This is a genomic window from Kribbella sp. NPDC003557, from assembly GCF_040610805.1.
Classification (GTDB): Bacteria; Actinomycetota; Actinomycetes; order Propionibacteriales; family Kribbellaceae; genus Kribbella.
Genome location: NZ_JBEXMY010000009.1, coordinates 217685 through 236898 on the forward strand (window position 1 = coordinate 217685; position 19214 = coordinate 236898).

The 19214-nt window shown below is 70.2% G+C and carries 12 protein-coding genes and 1 tRNA gene; 6 read left to right on the forward strand and 7 right to left on the reverse strand.

The window, feature by feature from the left end; all coding sequences use genetic code 11:
• Positions 1-71 precede the first annotated feature (71 nt).
• The 3 genes from ABZW60_RS34645 to ABZW60_RS34655 all read right to left on the reverse strand — a co-directional run bounded on the left by ABZW60_RS34645 (position 72) and on the right by ABZW60_RS34655 (position 8113).
• On the reverse strand, positions 72-1751 hold the full coding sequence (locus tag ABZW60_RS34645; RefSeq protein WP_355484169.1) for a GTPase: 1680 nt from the start codon (positions 1749-1751) through the stop codon (positions 72-74).
• A complete protein-coding gene (locus ABZW60_RS34650) occupies positions 1748-5254 on the reverse strand; it encodes an AAA family ATPase (protein ID WP_355484171.1) in 3507 nt (1168 codons plus the stop codon). Before ABZW60_RS34650 ends, ABZW60_RS34645 begins: the two co-directional genes overlap by 4 nt.
• A 1185-nt stretch (positions 5255-6439) precedes the next feature.
• Positions 6440-8113: a PrsW family intramembrane metalloprotease gene (locus tag ABZW60_RS34655; RefSeq protein ID WP_355484173.1), complete on the reverse strand. Its 1674-nt coding sequence runs from the start codon at positions 8111-8113 to the stop codon at positions 6440-6442.
• Positions 8114-8273: 160 nt separating this feature from the next.
• Between ABZW60_RS34655 and ABZW60_RS34660 the strand changes: the two genes are divergently transcribed.
• A tRNA-Arg gene (locus tag ABZW60_RS34660) sits at positions 8274-8347 on the forward strand.
• Between the two features lie 151 nt (positions 8348-8498).
• On the opposite strand, the gene ABZW60_RS34665 is transcribed toward ABZW60_RS34660, so the two are convergent.
• Positions 8499-9248: an alpha/beta fold hydrolase gene (locus tag ABZW60_RS34665; protein WP_355484267.1), complete on the reverse strand. Its 750-nt coding sequence runs from the start codon at positions 9246-9248 to the stop codon at positions 8499-8501.
• Between the two features lie 381 nt (positions 9249-9629).
• Here ABZW60_RS34665 and ABZW60_RS34670 point away from each other — a divergent pair, with 381 nt between their 5' ends.
• The 5 genes from ABZW60_RS34670 to ABZW60_RS34690 all read left to right on the forward strand — a co-directional run bounded on the left by ABZW60_RS34670 (position 9630) and on the right by ABZW60_RS34690 (position 15715).
• The gene (locus tag ABZW60_RS34670; RefSeq protein WP_355484175.1) at positions 9630-11135 is read left to right on the forward strand and encodes an MFS transporter; all 1506 of its coding nucleotides are present in this window, start codon (positions 9630-9632) and stop codon (positions 11133-11135) included.
• A 20-nt stretch (positions 11136-11155) separates the two neighbouring features.
• Complete coding sequence (locus tag ABZW60_RS34675) at positions 11156-12292, forward strand: Xaa-Pro peptidase family protein (protein WP_355484177.1); 1137 nt, start codon at positions 11156-11158, stop codon at positions 12290-12292.
• 165 nt (positions 12293-12457) lie between these two features.
• Positions 12458-13921 carry an APC family permease gene (locus ABZW60_RS34680; RefSeq protein WP_355484179.1) on the forward strand — a complete coding sequence of 488 codons (1464 nt, stop codon included), beginning with the start codon at positions 12458-12460 and terminating at the stop codon, positions 13919-13921.
• Entirely contained in the window at positions 13918-14364 is a 447-nt protein-coding gene (locus tag ABZW60_RS34685) for a hypothetical protein (RefSeq protein ID WP_355484181.1), read from the forward strand. Before ABZW60_RS34680 ends, ABZW60_RS34685 begins: the two co-directional genes overlap by 4 nt.
• A 1-nt stretch (position 14365) precedes the next feature.
• A complete protein-coding gene (locus ABZW60_RS34690) occupies positions 14366-15715 on the forward strand; it encodes a dipeptidase (RefSeq protein WP_355484182.1) in 1350 nt (449 codons plus the stop codon).
• Positions 15716-15721: 6 nt separating this feature from the next.
• Here ABZW60_RS34690 and ABZW60_RS34695 read toward each other — a convergent pair whose 3' ends face one another.
• The 3 genes from ABZW60_RS34695 to ABZW60_RS34705 form a co-directional block, all read right to left on the reverse strand.
• Positions 15722-16306 (reverse strand): threonine/serine exporter family protein, encoded by a 585-nt coding sequence (locus tag ABZW60_RS34695; protein WP_355484269.1) that lies wholly within the window; start codon positions 16304-16306, stop codon positions 15722-15724.
• The gene (locus tag ABZW60_RS34700) at positions 16189-16698 is read right to left on the reverse strand and encodes a threonine/serine exporter family protein (RefSeq protein ID WP_355484183.1); all 510 of its coding nucleotides are present in this window, start codon (positions 16696-16698) and stop codon (positions 16189-16191) included. Before ABZW60_RS34700 ends, ABZW60_RS34695 begins: the two co-directional genes overlap by 118 nt.
• A 112-nt stretch (positions 16699-16810) precedes the next feature.
• Positions 16811-19153: a molybdopterin-dependent oxidoreductase gene (locus ABZW60_RS34705; RefSeq protein WP_355484185.1), complete on the reverse strand. Its 2343-nt coding sequence runs from the start codon at positions 19151-19153 to the stop codon at positions 16811-16813.
• Between the last annotated feature and the right edge of the window lie 61 nt (positions 19154-19214).

Sequence of the window (19214 nt, forward strand, 5' to 3'; positions counted from 1 at the left end):
GCCTCAGCCGAGACGCGCGGCGGTCGAGCACCGCCTGCCCGCCGGTGGTTCCATCGGCGGGCAGCGCTGCACTATCCCTGGGCAGCGGCGACGCTGTCCCGGCACTGCGTGTACGCCGCGAGCTCCGCGCGGGCCGGCGCCACAACGTGGCTGTCGGCAACGTTCTCCAGCTCCGCCCGAAGAGCCGTCGCCACCTGACGGGAGCGCCGCAGCGCGCCGTTCGTGGCGAACACCCGGCAGACGAAAGAGAGAGCCAGTCCAAGGACGGCACCACCGACCAGCATGACCCACGCGTAGGGAATGCCGTTCCACTCCGGCAGCGGCGGATCGTTCAGGTCGGCGATCCGCGCCACCAGCAAGGCGATCAGCCACGCGGCGCCGCCGAGGGTGACGAGGAACAGCAACCACTGCACGATCCTGGCGAAGCCCCACCAGCCGGGGTTCGCGGAGACACCGAGATCCGTTCGCGCGACCGCCTGGTCGAGTTCGTCGCCGAGCGACTCCTCGCGCCGCCGGATCGCCGTCCGGACCGAGTCCGCCCACGGACGCGACAAGCCCTCGGCAGCCTTGTTCGTGATCGTGCGGACCGCGGCGTCCATCCGGGCCCGCTGCACCGGGGTTGCCGCAGGCAACGAAGAGCGGGCGATCGCGACCTCGCTCGCCGCGGACTTGCGCAGCGCCTTGCCCTGCTCGCGCGACACCTGGTCGCCGTGCAGCCGCCGCAACGGATCCGGACGGAACCGCCCGAGCCACTTGGTCAACGGCCACCCGGTCGCAGCCCGCGCCCGCTGCAGGTACGAGCGCCGTACGGCGTCCGACACCACGGACAACCCGCTCGCGTCCGCCAGCGCATCGACGAGCTCGGTCACGTCGGCATCGGCGATCTCCGGCGTCTTCGCGGTGCCGCACTGGCTCGCCATCCGGTCCGCGACCCGATCGACATCGGCCGCGAGCCGCTCCCGCGCGGAGCGCTTGTTGCTGACCCGCTTCACCAGCAGGGAGCGGACCTCTTCCAGACCGTCGCCGCTGACCGCCGACGTGGCAACGACCGTCGGCGACTTGAGACCGTCCGACTTGAGCAGCCGGTCCAGGTCCTCGAGGCAGCTCTTCCGCTGGTCGGGCGTCAGCTTGTCGATGTGGTTCAGCGCGAACACCATCACCGGGGAATGCGAGGCGAACGGCTTGATGTACCGGTTGTGCAGTGCCGCGTCGGCGTACTTCTGCGGATCCACCACCCACACGAGCAGGTCGACCAGCTCCACCAGCCGGTCGACGATCAGCCGGTGCTCGACCTCGGTCGAGTCGTGGTCGGGAAGGTCGAGCAACACCAGACCGTCGAGGTCCTCGGAGTGCGCGTCCTCGAGCGAACTGCGATGCTGCACCTGGTGCCGGCGCGGGATGCCCAGCCAGGTCAGCACCTCACCGGCCGGCTCGTCACCCCAGACACAGGCGAGCGGCATCGAGCTCGTCGGCCGCCGCGTTCCGATCGCGGCCAGGTCGAGCCCGGTCAGCGCGTTGAACAGCGACGACTTCCCCGAGCCGGTCGCACCCGCGAGCGCGACCACTGTCAGGTCGCCCGACATGCGAAGGCGCTGCCCGGCCCGGTCGACGATCTGCCCGGCCTCGGTGAGCACCACGGGGTCGAGTCGGCCGTCGCCGGCTTCCGCGGCCGACTTGAGCGCGTCGATCTTCTTCAGGACATCGGTCTCGGCCCGCGCCGGGGTCTCGACCGTATCCACTGTTTCCGTCACGTGCAGTCCTCCACCGCGCGCGCGGCCTCGGTGAGTTGCCTGGCCGTCTCGGCGTCGACCGGATGCTGGTCAAGGACGGCCAGATACCGGGCGAATTCGGCATCCATCAGGGCATGAACCTTACCGTCCAGCTCCTCGCGTGCCTTGTCCACCATGCCCTGAACGGCCTTGTCGCCGAAAACTGCCTCCAGCAGCCGCTTTCCGACGACCGCACTGCCCGAGCCGGCGCTCGCCTCGGCACCCTTCGGAATGCCTGCGCCGCTGGCGAAGACCACGACCATGAGCGAGAGGCCCAGCCCGTTGACGCCGTACTCCAGGATCCGCGCCGTCGACTTCTTGTCCGCGCCTTCCTTGCGGACCAGCTCGAGGACGAACGCCTGCCACTCCCGGACCGTCCGGCTCGCCGCGGCGGGGAAATCGTCCGACACCGTCCCCAGCGACTGTCCGCCGTTGCCCTCGGCATCATTCGCCGCAGCCGCCAGCAGCTGGCGGCCCGGAGCAGTTGCCTGCCACACCTTCTCCGCGCGCTCGGCCGCAGCGGTCGCGTGCTCACGCAGCAACGACTCCAGACCGGACTGGATCGCGTCGCTGACGTCACGGGTCTCGGCCGGCTTGTTTCCGAGAGAGCTCTTCAACCGATCCCGCAACCGACCCGCGTTCGACTGGAGGCCCTTCAGCAGCTCACCGGTCCCGACGAATTCCTGCCACCGGGCCAGCACCTCGCCACGCAGCAGCGTCCCGTCCTGGCACGCCTTCGCGATGTCCTTGACGCCCTGGTCGTACGCCGTCTCCACCGACGACCGCAGTTCCACCGCGGTGTCGGCCTGCGCCTTGACGGCCTCGGCGAACGGCGGGGTCTTCTTCACCATCGCACTGACCGCGCCCTGCAGCGTCCGGCGCACGACGGCCGCCCGCGCCTCGGCGTCAGCGGCCAGGTCCGCCAGCCAGTCCTTGATCGAGGCAACGGCCGGCTGCGGCAGCATCCCGTTGCCGTCAACAACCGTCTCCTGGATCGAGAACAGCGGCGACTCGCCCAGACCGCGCTCGAGCAGCATCTGCGCGAGGTGGCCGGTGATGTCGTCGATCGTCTCGCTCGGCGCCCGGTCGAGCACGACCGCGACCGCCGTACTGCGATCCGAGGCGCTCTGCAGGAACTCCCACGGCACCGCGTCGGAGTACCGCGCCGCCGTGGTCACGAACAGCCAGAGATCCGCCGCCGCGAGCAGCTGGGTCGCGAGATCACGGTTGGCCTCGACCACGGAGTCGATGTCCGGAGCGTCCAGGATCGCCAGCCCGCGCGGCACGCTGTCGGCCTCGACCAGCCGCAACTGCCCCGCGTCCTCCATGCCACCCGGCTCGTCCGCGCTGGTCCGCGCCATCCCCGGCAGCACCCGGTCCCCCACGAACCAGTCGGCATCCGCCGGGTGATGAATCAGCACCGGCGACCGCGTCGTAGGCCGCAACACGCCCGGCTCGCTCACGACCTTGCCGATCACCGTGTTCACCAGCGTCGACTTGCCAGCTCCCGTAGACCCACCAACCACAGCCAGGATCGGAGCCTCAAGCTGCACCAACCGAGGCAACAAGTAGTCATCCAGCTGATCCAACATCGCCTTCTGCTGCTGCCGAGCCTCGTCAGCCCCCACAACCTCCAAAGGCAACTGACTCCCCGCCAACACCCCCCGCAACTTCATCAGAGCCGTAATCAGCGCCATAGCAGCCTGCTCAGCCACCAACCGCGCCGCCAACTCCTCACCAGTCAGCTCAACCTCATCCTCAACCCCACCATCGGCATCACCGTCACCCGCGGCACCGTCGGCACCACCGTCCCGGGCAACGCCGTCCTCGGCAGCCCCCGGGCCCACACCACCGTCAGCAACACCACCGCCCGCGCCAGCAGCACCACCCTGCGCAGCACCACCCGCGACAGCATCACCGCTCTCGACAGCAGCTTCACCCTCGGCAGGAGCTTCGTCCTCAACCGCACTGTCCCCAGCCCCACCGTCGCCCGCACCGCCCTCGACAGCACCGTCCTCGACAGCACCGTCCTCGACAGCGTCACTCGCGCCGGCAGCGCTGTCGCCAGACTCACCCTTGGCTCGACCCTCGCCCGCACCGGCTTCGCCCGCACCGTCGCCCGCACCACTGTCCTGGGCAACACCCTTCTGGGCAGCACCGTCTCCGGCAGCAGCTTCGTTCTCGGACGCATCGTCGCCCGCGTCGGCGTCGGCGTCGGCGTCGGCGTCGGCGTCGGCAGCACTGCCCTCGACAGCGTCACTCTCGCCAGCAGCACTGTCGCCAGACGCGCCCTCGGCGGCATCCTCGGCATCCGCCGCGTCGACCACCGCTGCCGTCTCATCAGCAGCGGCGCTCCCATCGGCCTGATCCCCCGACTCAGCCTGATCCCCACCGGCCTCGCCTGCAACGCCCTCGGCGCCACCGCCCTCAGCCGCATCACCCTCAGCCGCCACAGGTACGTCATCCGCCGACTCGTCGCCCGACGCACCCGCCTCATCGGCAACCACGCCCTCGCTGGCACCGTCTCCAGCACGACCGGCCTCACCTGCATCGCGATCCTCGGCAGCATCGCCGTCGGTGGCCGACTCGCCATCCGCCGACTCATGTACCGACTGCTCACCAGCATCCACGTCGGCGTTGTCACCCAAAGACTCGGTGCCGTCAGCCTCCGCGCCGTCAGCCGACCCATCTGCGCGCTCCGTACCCGCAGACGCCTCAGACTGACCCGCAGGCCTTTCAGACTGACCCGCAGGCTCCTCGGACTGCTCGGCAGACTGATCGGACTGGCCCACGGACTCATCAGCAGCCTCATCGACCGCGCCGCCCGCCACATCCGCTCCAGCACCCGCAGACACATCGGTGCCCTCAGCAACACCACCGGCGTCAGCCTCGGCGTCAGCACCAGCCTCAGCACCCGCCTCAGTCTCAGCCTCAGCAGACTCGTCGGCTTCGGTACTCGGGCCGGAGCCTCCGACCGGCTGCTCGGCCGAGCCCTCCGCGTCGTCGCCTCCGGACACCTCCGCGACTGCCTGGTCCGCGGAGCCGTCGCCCGCGTCTTCCGCAGAATCGTCGCCCGCGTCCTCCGCGGCGTGAGCGCCACCCTGCTCCGTGGCGTGGTCGCCCGCGGCGTCTGCAGGCCCGTGTGCAGGGTCGCCATCGCTATCAGACGTCCCTGCGGCCTCTACAGCTTCATCGCTCTGTACGTCGGCCGGCGAGTCCGACGACGTCTCCTCGGAGCCGCTGGTGGGCCCGTCCGCGCCGTCTGCGGGGCTCGCGTCGCCTGTCGGGGTCGCGTCGTCTGTCGGGCTCGCGTCGGCTTCTTCGCCTGCGTGGTGCGCGTCGTCGGCGCTGTCCGCAGGATCTGTGCCGTCGGCGGGTTGGTTCGCCTGGGCGGTGTCGGACCTCTCCGCAGTTTTGGGGAGGCCGATGATGATGTTGCCGAACTCGAGAGGAAATCCGTCGGGCGACTCATCGGGTTCGTACACGACGCCGACGGCCGAGTGGGGCCGCTTCTCCGCGGATGCTGCGGGTACGGCGGCTTGCTCGGCGGGCGACGTACCACTCGGGCCGTGGTCGTCCGCGCGGCCCGTCGCCGTACCAGCCGCGTCCGTACTGCCGCTCGCCGGACGTGCGGAGGCCTCGCCGTCCGCGGCTGACGGCGCCGCGCCTTCCGCGGAAGAAGCGTCTGCGTCGACTCGCTCGGCGGATGCCTCCGCGGTGGGCCCGTCTTGTGACCCGGCGGCTGGATCGGTCGCGCCTGAGCCGGCCTCGGCGGCAGTGTCAGCCGTCGCGCCGGCTTCTGTGGGCGTGTCTGAGGCGTTGTCGTCTGCTGCCGCGTCAGCGATATCACCGGCCGATGCGCCGACAGAGCCGTCGCTGGTTGCGGAGTCCGCGGAGGCGTCCGTCGACGCCTCTACAGGGCCGCCAGCGGCCTGAGCGGCAGCCGTGCCGTCTCCCGGCTGAGCCTGGCCGGCTCCGTTCGCGGGCTGAGCCTCGCCGGACTTCGCTCCGGGCTGTGCCTCAGCCGCCCCTGCCAAGGCCTCGCCCGCCCCTGGCTGGGAGTTGGCCGAGCCAGTTCCCGGCTGTACGCCAGCAGCGCCAGCCCTCGGCTGTGCGCTGGCCGCGCCATCTGCTGGCAGTGCGCCGGCAGCGCCATCTGCTGGCGGTGCGCCGGCAGCGCCGTCCACCTGCCGCGTGCCGGCCGCGGCGTCGCCCGGCCGGGTGCCGGCCGCGCCTTCGCCCGGCCGGGTGTCGGCCGCGCCTTCGCCCGGCTGGGTGTCGGCCGCGGCGTCGCTCGGCTGGGTGTGGACGGAGCTGTCGCTTGCGTCGGTCGGGGCGGCTTGCGACGCGGGGGTGGTTTGCGGTGGGGAGGTGGTGCGGCTGCCGTTGGATGTGGGCTCTGTGGGCGTGGGTGTGCCTGGGGTGGGGTCGTCGGCGGACTTGCGCCGGCGGCGGCGCCAGAAGCCTCGGGGTTTGGGGGTGGACTGGGCGATGAGGTTCGCCAGCTCCTGGGCATGCTGATCCTGGTTCGGAACCCGCGGTTCCGAACCGTCACCAGCTGCTGACCTGGTGTCAGCCACGGTGTCCGCCCACGAGCACAGAGTGCCCGGTCGGACAGCGCAGAAGCAAAGTCATCGTCATCCCCGTTTGGCGGCGTGGACGGGTGGCAGTCACTGCGGTGGTGGATACGGACCGTATCCTCCCGGCGGTCCTTGTTGACCAGGGGGTCCCGGTGGGTAACCAGGCTGACCGGTTCCGTTACCGGATTGTCCTGAGGGATACCCGGACTGGGCAGGCGGATAACCATCCTGCGGCCGCGGGTACGGCGCCTGGCCGCCCGCCCCCGGGCCCGCGCCACCAGCGCCCGGCACGGCCGCTCCAGCGCCCGGCACAGCGGCTCCAGCGCCCGGCACAGCGCCACCGTGTCCCGGCCCCGGCGCAGCGGCTCCAGCGCCCGGCATCGCGCCTCCAGGCCCCGGCACAGCCCCGCCCGGCACCGCGCCGCCTGGACCCTGCACAGCGCCGCCGGGCGGCATCGGCGGGGGTGGCATCGGCGCGCCGCCGGGGTACGCGGGCACACCGGCGTACTGCGGTGCGGCCTGCGCGAACGCCGGCATCGGTGGGAACGGGACGCTCGCGCGCCGGTCGCGGAGCTCGTCGAGCAGCGACTTCTCCGTCTCCAGCGCCTCCGGCCCGATCACCTGGCGGACGATCTTGTCGCGCAGATACGCCAACTCGGTCGCGTTGTGCTGAAAAGCCTTCGCCGCCGCTTCCGCCTGGGAGCCGTACCGCCGCGCGTTCTGCCGGAGCGCCTTGCGCCCACGCAGCGTCGCAATCAGCGGTACATCCTGCGGCACCAACCACCCGAACCGCACATAGTCGTACAGCCGGGAGGCGATCATCTGCCCCTCCCGCGACCGCATCACCAGCGCGAAGACGACCAGGCAGATGAACAGCGGCACCATCAGGCACAGGTACGCGAGGATGAAGCCCCCGCCGCCGGCCCAGCTCGCTGACGCGTTCCAGGCGGCGTGCGCGAGGACCGCGGCCAGGTACCCGACAACCGGGGCCAGATACCGGACGACGGTACTTCGGTGCCGTATCGCCACGCCGATCCCGATCGCGGTGAACGACGTGAAGAGCGGATGCGCGAACGGCGAGATCACCCCGCGGATGATGAACAGCGCGAACGCGCCGCGCAGGCCCGCGTCGCTGCCGGCCTCCTCGGAGAGCGTGTTGAAGACGCGGCCGTAGTACAGGATGTTCTCGGTGAAGGCGAAGCCGACGCCCACCATCCCGGCGTACACCAGGCCGTCGATGATGCCGTCGAACTCCTTGCGCCGGACCAGCGCGAGCAGCAGGATCACCGAGCCCTTGGCGAACTCCTCCACCGGCGGGGCGACGAAGACCGCGGACCGGTCGCCGCCGACGCCGGTCTCGGCCAGCCGGTGCGACACCTCGGTGTTGATGAAGATCGCGGCCAGCGTGGCGATGAACGCGCCCCAGCAGAGCGCGAAGACGATGTACCTGGTGGGCTCGGGCTCGTACCGGTCCAGCCAGAGGTAGAGCGCGATCACCGGGATGACCGGGACGAACGCGAACACCAGGCCCCAGGTGAAGCCGCCGGCGCCGGTCGACTTGGCCACGATCCCGAAGATCACCAGGCCGGCGATCGCGAACACGACCGCGATCACGATGCCGATCAGCACGCCGCGGTTGCGCCGCTGCCCGGGCACGGGGTGGTTCCCGAGCACGTTGGGCTGCGGGTACGGTCCGCCGGGTGAGTACGCCGACCCCGCCGCGGGTTGCGGCGCGCCGGACGGGCCTGGTGAGGGGTGACTCATGCCCCGAAGCCTAGTTGGGGTCAAGATCCATCGGCAGGACCACCCACTCAGCGTTACCGGGATGGAACGACAACCCTGTACTTCGCCCCGCCCCGAACTGCCGCGATCAGGAACCCAGAGGCGAGATCACCCGCCGATCTGAGACACTCTTCCGTGCCACGCGCCCGTAGCTCAGCTGGATAGAGCGTCGGACTTCTAATCCGTTGGTCGCAGGTTCGAATCCTGCCGGGCGCGCCGCTCCTGACCAGGGCAGATGCTTCGATCAGCATCTGCCCTGGCCGACGTTCGGAACCAAATTTGGAACACCACCGCGCGGGAGGCCTCATATGCCCGGGCATGGCTGGGGCTCAGCGATAGATTGCCACCGTCGAAGCCAGGGGGACGATCAAGAGGGTGTGCCTGCAAGCCAAGCGATCAATCGCTCTTCGGCCGCCGTGTGGTTTGCGATGTGGCCACCGGGTGACCAGACCGGCTCGGCGTCAGGTATCCCTGCGACAAGCCACTCGGTGTGCTGACGGGGAATGCCTTCGTCTTCGGTTCCGGCCATCACCTTGGTCGGAGCTTTCACCTCGCCGAGCGTGAAGCCCCACGGGACCGACAGCGAGATCAGATCGTCGACGAAGCCACCCGGCCCGTATGCGATGCCCTCTCGAAACGCCTGCAGGAGCATGTCGTGCAGCTCCCCTGACAACTCAGGCACTGGGTCGGGTTCGTTCAACCAGGCGACCAGATCACGAAAGTCATGCTCGGCGAGCCAGTCCGCGTCGTGAGCAGCAGACCGCTCCCATTCGGCCACCTCCGCTTCGGGCATGCCTGCGAAGAAGTCCAGATCGGATGCGGCGTACTCGGCCGGGCAGAGTTCGGTCACACATCGAGTGACCCGCTCGGGCAGCCTGGCAGCCACAGCGAGCGCCCTCGGCCCGCCCGCCGATATGCCCAGTACGGCAAACTCGTCGATCCCGAGCTGGTCCGCGATCAGCGCCACGTCCTCAGCGGCGTCCACGACCCGATGGCCCGGGCGACGCGTCGACAGCCCGTATCCAGGCAAGTCGTAGGTGATCCCGCGCACCTGATGCCGCTCGTAGATACCGCCGATGTGCCGCAGGTACCGACTGCCGGGGCAGCCGTGCAGCACGAACAACGGCCATCCACCAGGCACCCCCCACTGCGCGTACGCAATCGTTCTTCCGTCCGGTGCTGTCACACATTCCGTGTCCACCATCGGTCCCACCCCCGACCTCACGATACGGTCAGATCGCCGTGAGGAGGTCTCCAACCTCGGAGGGCCCGACGATGCCGGCCGCCCGCGACCTCAGGCGTCAGCAACGTATGACTGTCTCGCCATGTCGGCTGGCAACCTGGGCAGTTTCGGATCACCCGTGAATCGCTGCACGAACCGGTGTCCTGCCGGGCGCGCCGCATCACGTCCTCGTGGGCTCGTCCGTGGCGGGTGAGGCTGCTGTGGGGTGCGCGCCCCTACCGTTGGCCCGGTCTCGGTCGGCTGGGGAGGGCGCGTATGAGCGACACCGCGAAGGTCAGGAGCCGGGCGGGAGGGGTGCTCGCGGCTACCTGTATCTCGACGCTCGTGGTGAACGCGAACACCTCGGCGGTCAGCATTCTGCTGCCCGCCATCTCGGAGGACACCGGTACGTCGGTCACGACGCTGCAGTGGGCCGTGACCGGCTACTCGCTGGTCGGCGCCGCGGTCATCGTCACGTCGGGCTCGCTGGGTGACGTGTTCGGCCGCAGGCGGGTCTTCCAGCTGGGCCTCCTGCTGTTCGTGGCGTCGTGTGTGCTCATCGCGCTCGCTCAGACGGGCGGGATGGTGATCGCCGGCCGGCTCATCCAGGGCGCCGCCGGGGCAACCATTCTCGCGTGCGGCCTGAGTCTGCTCACGGTCGCCAACGAGGGTGCCGAGCAACTGCGGGCGGTGTCGTTGTGGGGCGCGGCGGCGGCCGTCGGCGCGGCCGCGGGTCCGTTGGCGGGCGGCGCGCTCGTCGGGGTCACCGGGTGGCAGGGGCTGTTCTGGATCGACGCCGCTGTGGCGGTGCTCTGCATGCTGCTGACCGCGGCGACCGTGAGCGAGTCGAGGGATCCGGATCGGCCGAGGACGATCGATTACGCGGGCACCGTGCTCGTCGCGCTGACCCTGACTCCGCTCATCCTCGGGGTCAGCAAGAGCGGCGACTGGGGATGGATCTCCGTGGCCACACTGGCCTGCTTCGCGATCTCGATCGCGGCCGGGTACGCGTTCATCGCCGTCGAGCGGCGCGTCGCCGTGCCGTTGCTGGACCTCGCGCTGCTGCGCAACCGCGTCCTGGTGGGCTCAACCATCGCGATTCTCATCGGCGCCGGCACGATCAACGCGCTGATGTACCTCCTCAGCCTGTATTTCCAGGATCCCGCTGTCCTGGACTTCAGCCCGCTCCAGGCCGGCTTGGCGACGCTGCCGGCGACGATCGGTCTCGTCGTCGTGGCGCCGCTCGTACCGAAGCTGGCGGCGAAGCTCGGCGGCCGGCAGACGATCGGCGCCGGGTTCGCCCTGACCACGCTGGGATTCGTCATCGTGGGCTTCGTGGACGCTTCGTGGAAGTACGCCGCGTTCCTGGTGCCGCTGATCGCGATCGCGGTGGGGATGGGCCTGTCCAACGGTCCAGCGTCCTCCGCGTCGACGGCGTCGGTGCCGGAGAACCAGGTCGGCGGGGCTTCCGGCGTCTCCAACATGGCCCGGTACGTCGGCGCCGCGGTCGCCACCGCGCTGGCGGCCACCATCTACGGCACGGTGATCGGCAACCGGACCGCCGACGGCGCGTCGCAGGGTGACGCGCTCGCCTCCGGTCTGGCGGCGGCCTCCTGGATGATGGCGATCTTCAGCTTCCTCGGCGTGCTGATGGCGTTCGTGATCGGCCGGCACCGCGAAGCGACCGGAACGCTGAACGACGCCGCCGCGGCAGCGGCCGCGCACACCCACACGCTGCCGACCACGGCAACTACCGGACGAGCGGTCCCCGAGAAGAGCTGACGAGGCTCCGGGAGGAAGCGATGACCACGACCCGGCCGACACCACCGGCCCCCTTCACGACCGAGGACTACGCGGCACGGATGCGACGTGTCGTCGCCGACGCCGTAGCCGCAGGGCTGGACGGGCTCCTGATCACCCCCGGACCGGACCTGGTCTGGCTCACCGGATACCGGCCCACCGCCATCACCGAGCGCCTGACCATGCTTGTCCTGGCACCGGATCAGGAGCCGACGCTGCTGGTACCGACCCTGGAACGGCCGGACGCGGAAGCGGCCCCGGGCGCGCCGGGTCTGGCGATCGTGGACTGGGCCGACGGCGAGGACCCGTTCGCGAGGGCCGCCGGCTATCTTCGTGCGACCGGAACCCTGGGCATCGCGGACTCGGCCTGGGCGATGCATCTGCTCGGCCTGCAGGAGGCGGTGCCCGGATCCTCGTACCGATCGCTCACGCACAGCCTGCCGATGCTCCGCGCGGTCAAGGACGCCAACGAACTCGCCCGGATGGAAGCGGCGGGGGCCGCCGCGGACGCGACGTACGAGCAGATCCTGGAGGTGCGGTTCTCCGGCCGGAAGGAGACCGACGTCGCGGCCGATCTGGCCGCGCTGCTGCGGGAGTTCGGGCACGAGCAGGTCGACTTCACCGTCGTCGGCTCAGGTCCCAACGGCGCCAACCCGCACCACGAGGCCGGTGACCGAACCATCGAGATCGGCGACGCGGTGGTCCTCGACTTCGGCGGCCTGATGGGCGGATACGGATCGGACACCAGCCGGACGGTGTGCGTGGGCGAGCCGTCCGCCGAGATCCGGGAGGTGCACGAGATCGTCCGCCTGGCCCAGCAGGCAGGCGTCGACGCGGTCCGGCCGGGCGTCGCGTGCCAGGAGATCGACCGGGCGGCCCGGAAGGTGATCACGGACGCCGGGTACGGCGAGCGGTTCATCCACCGCACCGGCCACGGCATCGGCACCACGACCCACGAACCGCCGTACATGATCGAGGGCGAGGAGCAGCCGCTGGTGCCCGGGATGTGCTTCTCCGTCGAGCCGGGCATCTACCTCGCCGGGAACTTCGGGGTCCGGATCGAGGACATCGTGACCGTCACCGGGACGGGCGGTCGCCGGTTCAACAACACCGGGCATGACCTCCGCATCGTCCGGTAAAAGTCCCTGCCAGAGGGCAGAGTGAGGTATCCCGGCTACACGTCATCCGGCCAGGATGAGGACCCGGCGGCTGACCCGCTTCCAGACTGTGACGAATGGCCTACCTACTGGGGCCCGCGGGGCGGAGGCTCTGATGCGTGCACGGGCAACACTTCGAGGACGATCATGACGGCCGCGGATCTGCCGGCGGACGGTGCCGAAGCCGCTGCCGCCGGGCGCTCCCGCGCCACCACCACCCAATGGATCTCGTGGGTGGCGCTGGCCATGATGACGACCAGTTCGGTCGCCAGCCTCCGGGCGGCGCCGACGATGGCCGTCTACGGACTGGCCTGCGTCTTCTTGTACCTGCTCCCGGCCATCGTGTTCCTGCTGCCCACTTCGCTGGTTTCCGCGGAGCTGGCGTCTGGTTGGGAGGGCGGGATCTACAACTGGGTGTCGGAAGGCCTCTCCAAGCCGATGGGCTTCCTGGCGGTGTGGTGCCAGTTCGCGATGACGATCTTCTACTACCCGAGCCTGCTGGGCTTCGTGGCGAGCACCCTGGCGTATGTCTTCAATCCCGAGCTGGCCACCAGTGGTGTGTGGACCGCGGCGGTCATCATCGTCGTCTACTGGTCAGGCGTCTGGGTCTCCTCGCGCGGTACGAAGGGCGTGGCCGGGCTCGCCAGCGGCGGCCTGATCATCGGCACGCTCATTCCGGGCGTCGTCCTGGTCACCCTCGGCATCGTCTTCCTCGGCCAGGGCAACCCGTCCGCCGCACCGATGACCGCCGACAACATCTTCCCCGCGTGGGCAGGGCTCTCGAGCCTCGTGCTGATCGTCAACAACTTCCTGTCCTACTCCGGCATGGAGATGAACGCCGTGCACGTGTCCTCGCTCCGGAAGCCTGCCAAGGAGTTCCCGCGAGCGATGTTCCTTGCCATGGGCATGGTGCTGGCGATCTTCATCCTGCCCGCGCTGGCGATCAGCTGGATCGTGCCGGCCGAGGAACTGTCCCTCACCGCCGGTGTGATGCAGGCCTTCGACGCCGTGTTCGCCAACTTCGGCTGGCAATGGCTGACCCCGATCATCGGGATCATGCTGGTCACCGCCTCGCTCGGCGGCATGCTGACCTGGCTGGCCGGGCCGTCCAAGGGCCTGTTGCTGATCTCCCGCAAGGAGGGCTACCTCCCGCCGTACCTGCAGCGCCTCAACAAGAACGGTGTGCAGCAGAACATCCTGGTCGTCCAGGGCCTGCTCACCACCGTGATCGGTCTCGCGTACGCGTTGATCCCGGACGTGTCGAGCGCCTACTGGATCTTCTCGGTGATCACGACGCAGGTGTACCTGATCATGTACCTGCTGATGTTCCTGGCCGCGATCCAGCTGCGTCGCAAGGATCCGGACCACGCTCGTGGCTACCGGGCGCCGATGCTGTTCGGCCTGTGTGGCGTCGGCTTCGCGGCCTCGCTGGCGGCGTTGCTGGTCGGGTTCATCCCGCCCTCGCAGTTCGAGTCGGGCAACTCCGGCGTGTACCTGCTGATCGTCGGCGGCGGCGCGCTCGGTCTCGGCCTGCTCGTACCGTTCCTCTTCTACCGGTTGCGCAAGCCCTCGTGGAAGCAGCCTGAGCCGGAGGAGGTGACTCCGTCATGAGCACGCCTTCCGAGACCGAGCCCCGACGCGAACGTACGTGGATCTACATCACCGCCTGCGTCATCCTCGCCGTACTGCTGCTCGTCAGCCTGCTCACCTTCAGCTCCCACCGGCAGACGAACGAGGCCAACCAGAAAGCCGACCAGCTGATCGCGGCGCTCGCGGCCGCCGGCGCCCGAACTCCCGACAGGGACCAGATCGTGCGCGTGCTCGGTACCGACGGTGGCGCGACCTGCGAGAACCCGAACGATGCGCTGGGCCGCGCGGTGCTGTTCACCCAGCTCGCCAACGGTGCCGCGGGCCCGGGGGCCAGGCCGGTCATCGTCGACAGCAAGGTTCTCAAGGGTCAGCTGCTCATCATCCAGATCTACTGCCCCAACGAGCTGAACGACTTCAAACAGCTCGTGGAGGACCTCAAGACCGACGACGTGGCGAGCGACTGACATGGACGACCTGCAACAGCGCATCGCGGACCTGATGCCGATGGCGCGCGACGAACTCGCCGAGCTCGTCGCGCTGCGATCGGTGGCCGACGCACGCCAGTATCCCGCCGAGGAGTGCGAGCGCACCGCGCGGTGGGTGCTCGAGCGCTTCGCGGACGCCGGGTTCACCGACGCCCATCTCGAAGAGACCAGCGACGGCAGCATGGCGGTCGTCGGATCCAGGAAGTGCTCCCGGGCCGACGCGCCGACCGTGCTGCTCTACGCCCACTACGACGTCCAGCCGCCGCTCGACGAGGCCGCCTGGCGCACTCCCCCGTTCGAGCTGACCGAGGCCGACGGACGCTGGTACGGCCGCGGGTCGGCCGACTGCAAAGGCAACATCGTCATGCACCTGGCGGCCCTGCGTGCGCTCGGGGAGGACGTCCCGGTCGACCTGCGGCTGGTGGTCGAGGGCTCCGAGGAGCAGGGCACCGGCGGTCTCGAGGCGTTCGTCCCCGAGCACGCCGACCTGCTCCGCGCCGATGCGATCCTCGTCTGCGACACCGGCAACGCCGCGGTCGGCCACCCGGCCGCCACCGTGAGCCTGCGCGGCATGGTCAACGTCGTCGTCACGGTCGAGGCTCTCGCCTCGGAGGTCCACTCCGGCATGTTCGGCGGCCCCGCTCCCGACGCCCTCGCCGCCCTGGTGGCGATGCTGGCCTCACTACGTGACGCGAAGGGAAACACCACCATCAACGGGCTGGACAACACCCGTAGCTGGTCGGGCGCGCCGTACCCGACCGACCAGTTCACCGCGGACGCGGGGGTTCTGGACGGAGTCTCGCTGCTCGGGGACGGCAGCGTGTCGGACATGCTGTGGGCCCGGCCGGCGGTCACCATCCTGGGCATCGACTGCCCGCCGGTCGTCGGCTCGGCCGCGGCCGTGGTCCCCAGGACCGCGGCGCGATTGAACCTGCGGATCCCGCCCGGCCTGTCGCCCGAGACCGCCCAGCGGGCCCTCACCGACCACCTGAAGGCGGCCGCGCCCTGGGGTGTGCACGTCACAGTCGACATCGAGGCGGCCGGCGCCCCGTTCGAGGCGGCCACCGACGGCCCGGCGTACCGGGCGATGGCCCAGGCCATGCAGGAGGCGTACGGCCGGCCGATGACCAGTCTCGGACAGGGCGGGTCGATTCCGCTGTGCAACGTGTTCGAGGAGACCTACCCCGACGCCGAGCTCATCCTGATCGGCGTCGAGGAGCCCTTGGCCCTCATCCACGCCCCCAACGAGAGCGTGGATCCTGCCGAGATCGAAGCCATGGCGCTGACCGAGGCCCTGTTCCTCCGGAACTACGCCTCGATGAGCAGCTGAGACAACCTACCTGTTGCCGGCACGGCGATGCCGGAACGCGCCGACCATGCGTGGGCCCGCGAGCCTGGTCTCCAGCCGACGTGCCTCGCGCTTGAGCGGCCGCGCGAGGTACTGACCGAGGATCACGCCGGCCGCGAGCGCGAGTGCGGTGGCGAGCGCCGAACCCCACGTCCGGCCGACCTCGGAGCTGTCGACCGCCAGCAGGACCGCCTGTCCGAGCGCCGCTACGAGGGCCACCGCCACCAGCGAGCGCGGCGGCGCGTACGACGCGAACGCGAAGGCCCCGGCAGCCATTGCGGCACCGAACACGGTGACCCCTACCTCCGCCAGGCCGGCCGCACCGGGTGTGAAGGCGGTCAGGCCGACCCCTAGCAGCTCGCCGACCGTGAGCCCGGCGGCCACCCCCGCGATGATGCCGGCCGTGTTCAGCACGCCGCCGATCAAGCGGGCGCTGGCCGTGACCGGGAAGCCGGTCAGGGCGTCCTGGGTGGCGCCCATGATGCCGACTCCCGCCAGCAGCATGACGATCCCCGCGGTGACGACTCGCGACGGATCCACCTCGAGCTCCGTGGCCGAGGCGAGGACCGCGATGAGCGTGGCCACGAAGCCGCCCGCCGCCTGCTGGTAGAACGTCCGGTGGACACGATCCGGGCGACCTGGTCACGAGCCTCGCGCCGGGTGATGTCCCCGGCGACGAGGCTGTTCACCGTCTCGTCGACCTCGATCAGCTCGGCGTAGTCCACCGGGCGCCAGGTCACCCGGCGGACCTGCAGTGCGGCGGGCACGTCAATGGCCGGTTGGTGGCGCAGCGTCAGATCCACGAACGTCACGTCCGCGCTGACGTTGTGCACCCCGCAGGCGTCGGTCACCGCGAGCATGGCGGCCGTCACATCGGCCGCGCCGGCCCCGGACAGCAGGAGCACCTCGCCGATCCGCAGCGCCAGGTCGAGCGCCTCGTAGACCTCTCCGCGTCGCTCCGTCATGTCCCTGTCCGATCACGGCGTCCTGAGTCACGCGGACGACACTTGTCAGAGGGCCATCGTCGGAGCCTCAGCTCCCTGCGTCATCGTCCGGCACGGGTGAATGGCCTAGGCCTCACAGGCGCGTGATCTCGCAGAGGGATGAGCGGAGTGGGGAGCTGTCGCTGATCGGGTCGCTGGGGTTTTGGGACAGGATGAGGTTGAGGTTGGCGCTGTCGGGGCCCTGGATCGGGTAGGCGGGGAGGTCTAGCTCAGGGCAGGCCTGCCACCAGCCGTGCTGGCCGCAGACGACTGACGGGTCGAGGTTGGCGTTGAACTTCGCTCGGGCCCGGACGCTGCCGGTGGGAGTGGAGATACGGACCCAGTCGCCGGGGCCGATCCCGCGGGCTGCGGCTGTTTCGGGGTGCAGTTCGACCTGCGGGTCCGGTGTGGACTTGCGGAGGGCCGCGATGCCGCGATGCTGCGACTCGCAGAACCACAGCGACTTCGCGCAGGTGAGGACGAGCGGGAACTTCGCGGCGAGGTCGGGTCGCGACCGCGGGCTGGTGGCAGGCTCGGCGTACGTCGGGAGCGGCGGCACGCCTGCGTCGCCGAGCGTCTCGGAGTACAGCTCGACCTTGCGTGTCGGCGTGCGGAAGCCGGTGTCGCGGTACTTGCGGTACGTCGTGGTGAGCGGGACACGGACCCCCGCCGGGTTGTCGCGCAGCTGCTCCAAGGTGACACCCGCCGGCTCGAGCTGGTGCCGGAACGCGGCCTCGATGTCCCCGCCGAAGAACTGGTCCCCGCCCCCGAGGCGCTCGGCCAGGGCGAAGATGATCTGCAGGTCGGACCGGGCCTCGCCGCGCGGCGCTGCGAGCGGAGTACGCAACTGGACGAGCGACTGGGCGTCCTGGCTGGTCTCGAAGCCGATGCGCAGCGCCTCCGCCTCGAACGCGGCGGCGACCGGCAGGACGATGTCGGCGAGTTCGGCGGTCGGGTTCAGGAAGAGGTCCGCGTGCGCCACGAAATCGACCGCAGCGAGCGCCTCCCGGCCGCGCGCGGTGTCGCCGTGCGCCATCACCAGGTTCGCGCCGAAGGTCAGCAGCGCCCGGACGCGACCGTCGAGCGCGGCGCTGTAGAGGGCCGATCCGGTGAGGAAGTCGAACTGCGCCGGGCCGAGCGGGTGATCGCTGAACCCGAGAGCGCGCACACGGTCGCCCGGGGCAACCATCGGCGCCACCGGATTGGCCGGGACCGCGGAGAACAACACATTCCCACCCGGAGCGTCGAGACAGCCGGTCAGCGCATAAAGCACGTCAATGGCACGGACGGTCTGCGTGACGTTGCTGTGCTGCTCGAGCCCGCTCCACGTGTAGAAGGCGACCGGACGGGACTCCCACAGGGTCCGAGCACACGCCTCGATCGCCCCCGCCGGTACTCCCGTCAGAGCTTCTGCCGCTTCCGGCGACATGCGAGCGCACTCCTCAGCCAGTACGGCGAACACCGGGCGGCACACGACCCGCCCGGCCACCGTCGGTACGTCGTGCGTCCCGGCCAGGTCCAACCGCGACTCCTCGCCGTCATAAAGACCAGCCGACGGGTCGTACCGCACCGGCCGACCGTCCCACGCGACGTAGCCGCCAGGCTCGCCGTCACCGAACACCTCGTCCGCCCGGAGCAGTCGCCCGGTGTCGCTGCGGACAAGCAGCGGCGCATTCGTCCAGCGCCGTACGAAGTCCTCGTCGTACCAGCCGCGTGTGATCATCACGTGCGTCATCGCCAGCGCCAAGGCGGCGTCCGTCCCGGGTCGGACCCGCAGCCAGTGGTCCGCCTTGCTCGCCAGCCCGGCGCGCCGCGGGTCGACGACGACCAGCTTGGCCCCGCGGCGCACCGCCGCTGTCGTCGCCGTGGCGTGCGCCAGCCGCGCCACCGACGGGTTGTACCCCCAGAACAGGATGCAGCCGGCGTTGTCGAGGTCAGGCATGTACGACCCCGGCACGGGCGCGCCGAACGTGTACAGCGGCGCACCCATCCGGCCCCACGCGCAGAGCTCCATGTAGACCGCGAAGTTCGGGCTGCCGACGGCGCGGCGCAGCCGGTTCAGCCAGTCGATCGAGTCCGACATCGCCGACGTCGACGGCGACGCGCTGGCGAACACGACCGACTCCGGGCCGTGCTCGCGTACGGCGGCGGTCAGCCTCTCGGCAATCGTGTCGAGCGCCTCGTCCCAGCTGATCCGCTGCCAGCCCGGGTCCGCGGCGCCCTTCGGGGCGGTGCGTCTGACCGGGTACAGCAGCCGGTCGGAATGGTTCAGCACGGCCGGAGCCGCCTTGCCCTTGATACAGACGGCCTGCCCGGTCGGGTGTGACGGATCGGGTTCCAGGGCAACGAACGCGCCGTCGTCGAGGACCGCGGTCGCGCCGCACTTCGAAACACACAACGGGCAGTAGGTCGGAACCCGGCGTACAGCACCGCCCATGGCCGCCACCTCCCCTGATTCGGCCCGATAAGACCGATGGTGGCACCTGTTAAGCTCGCTG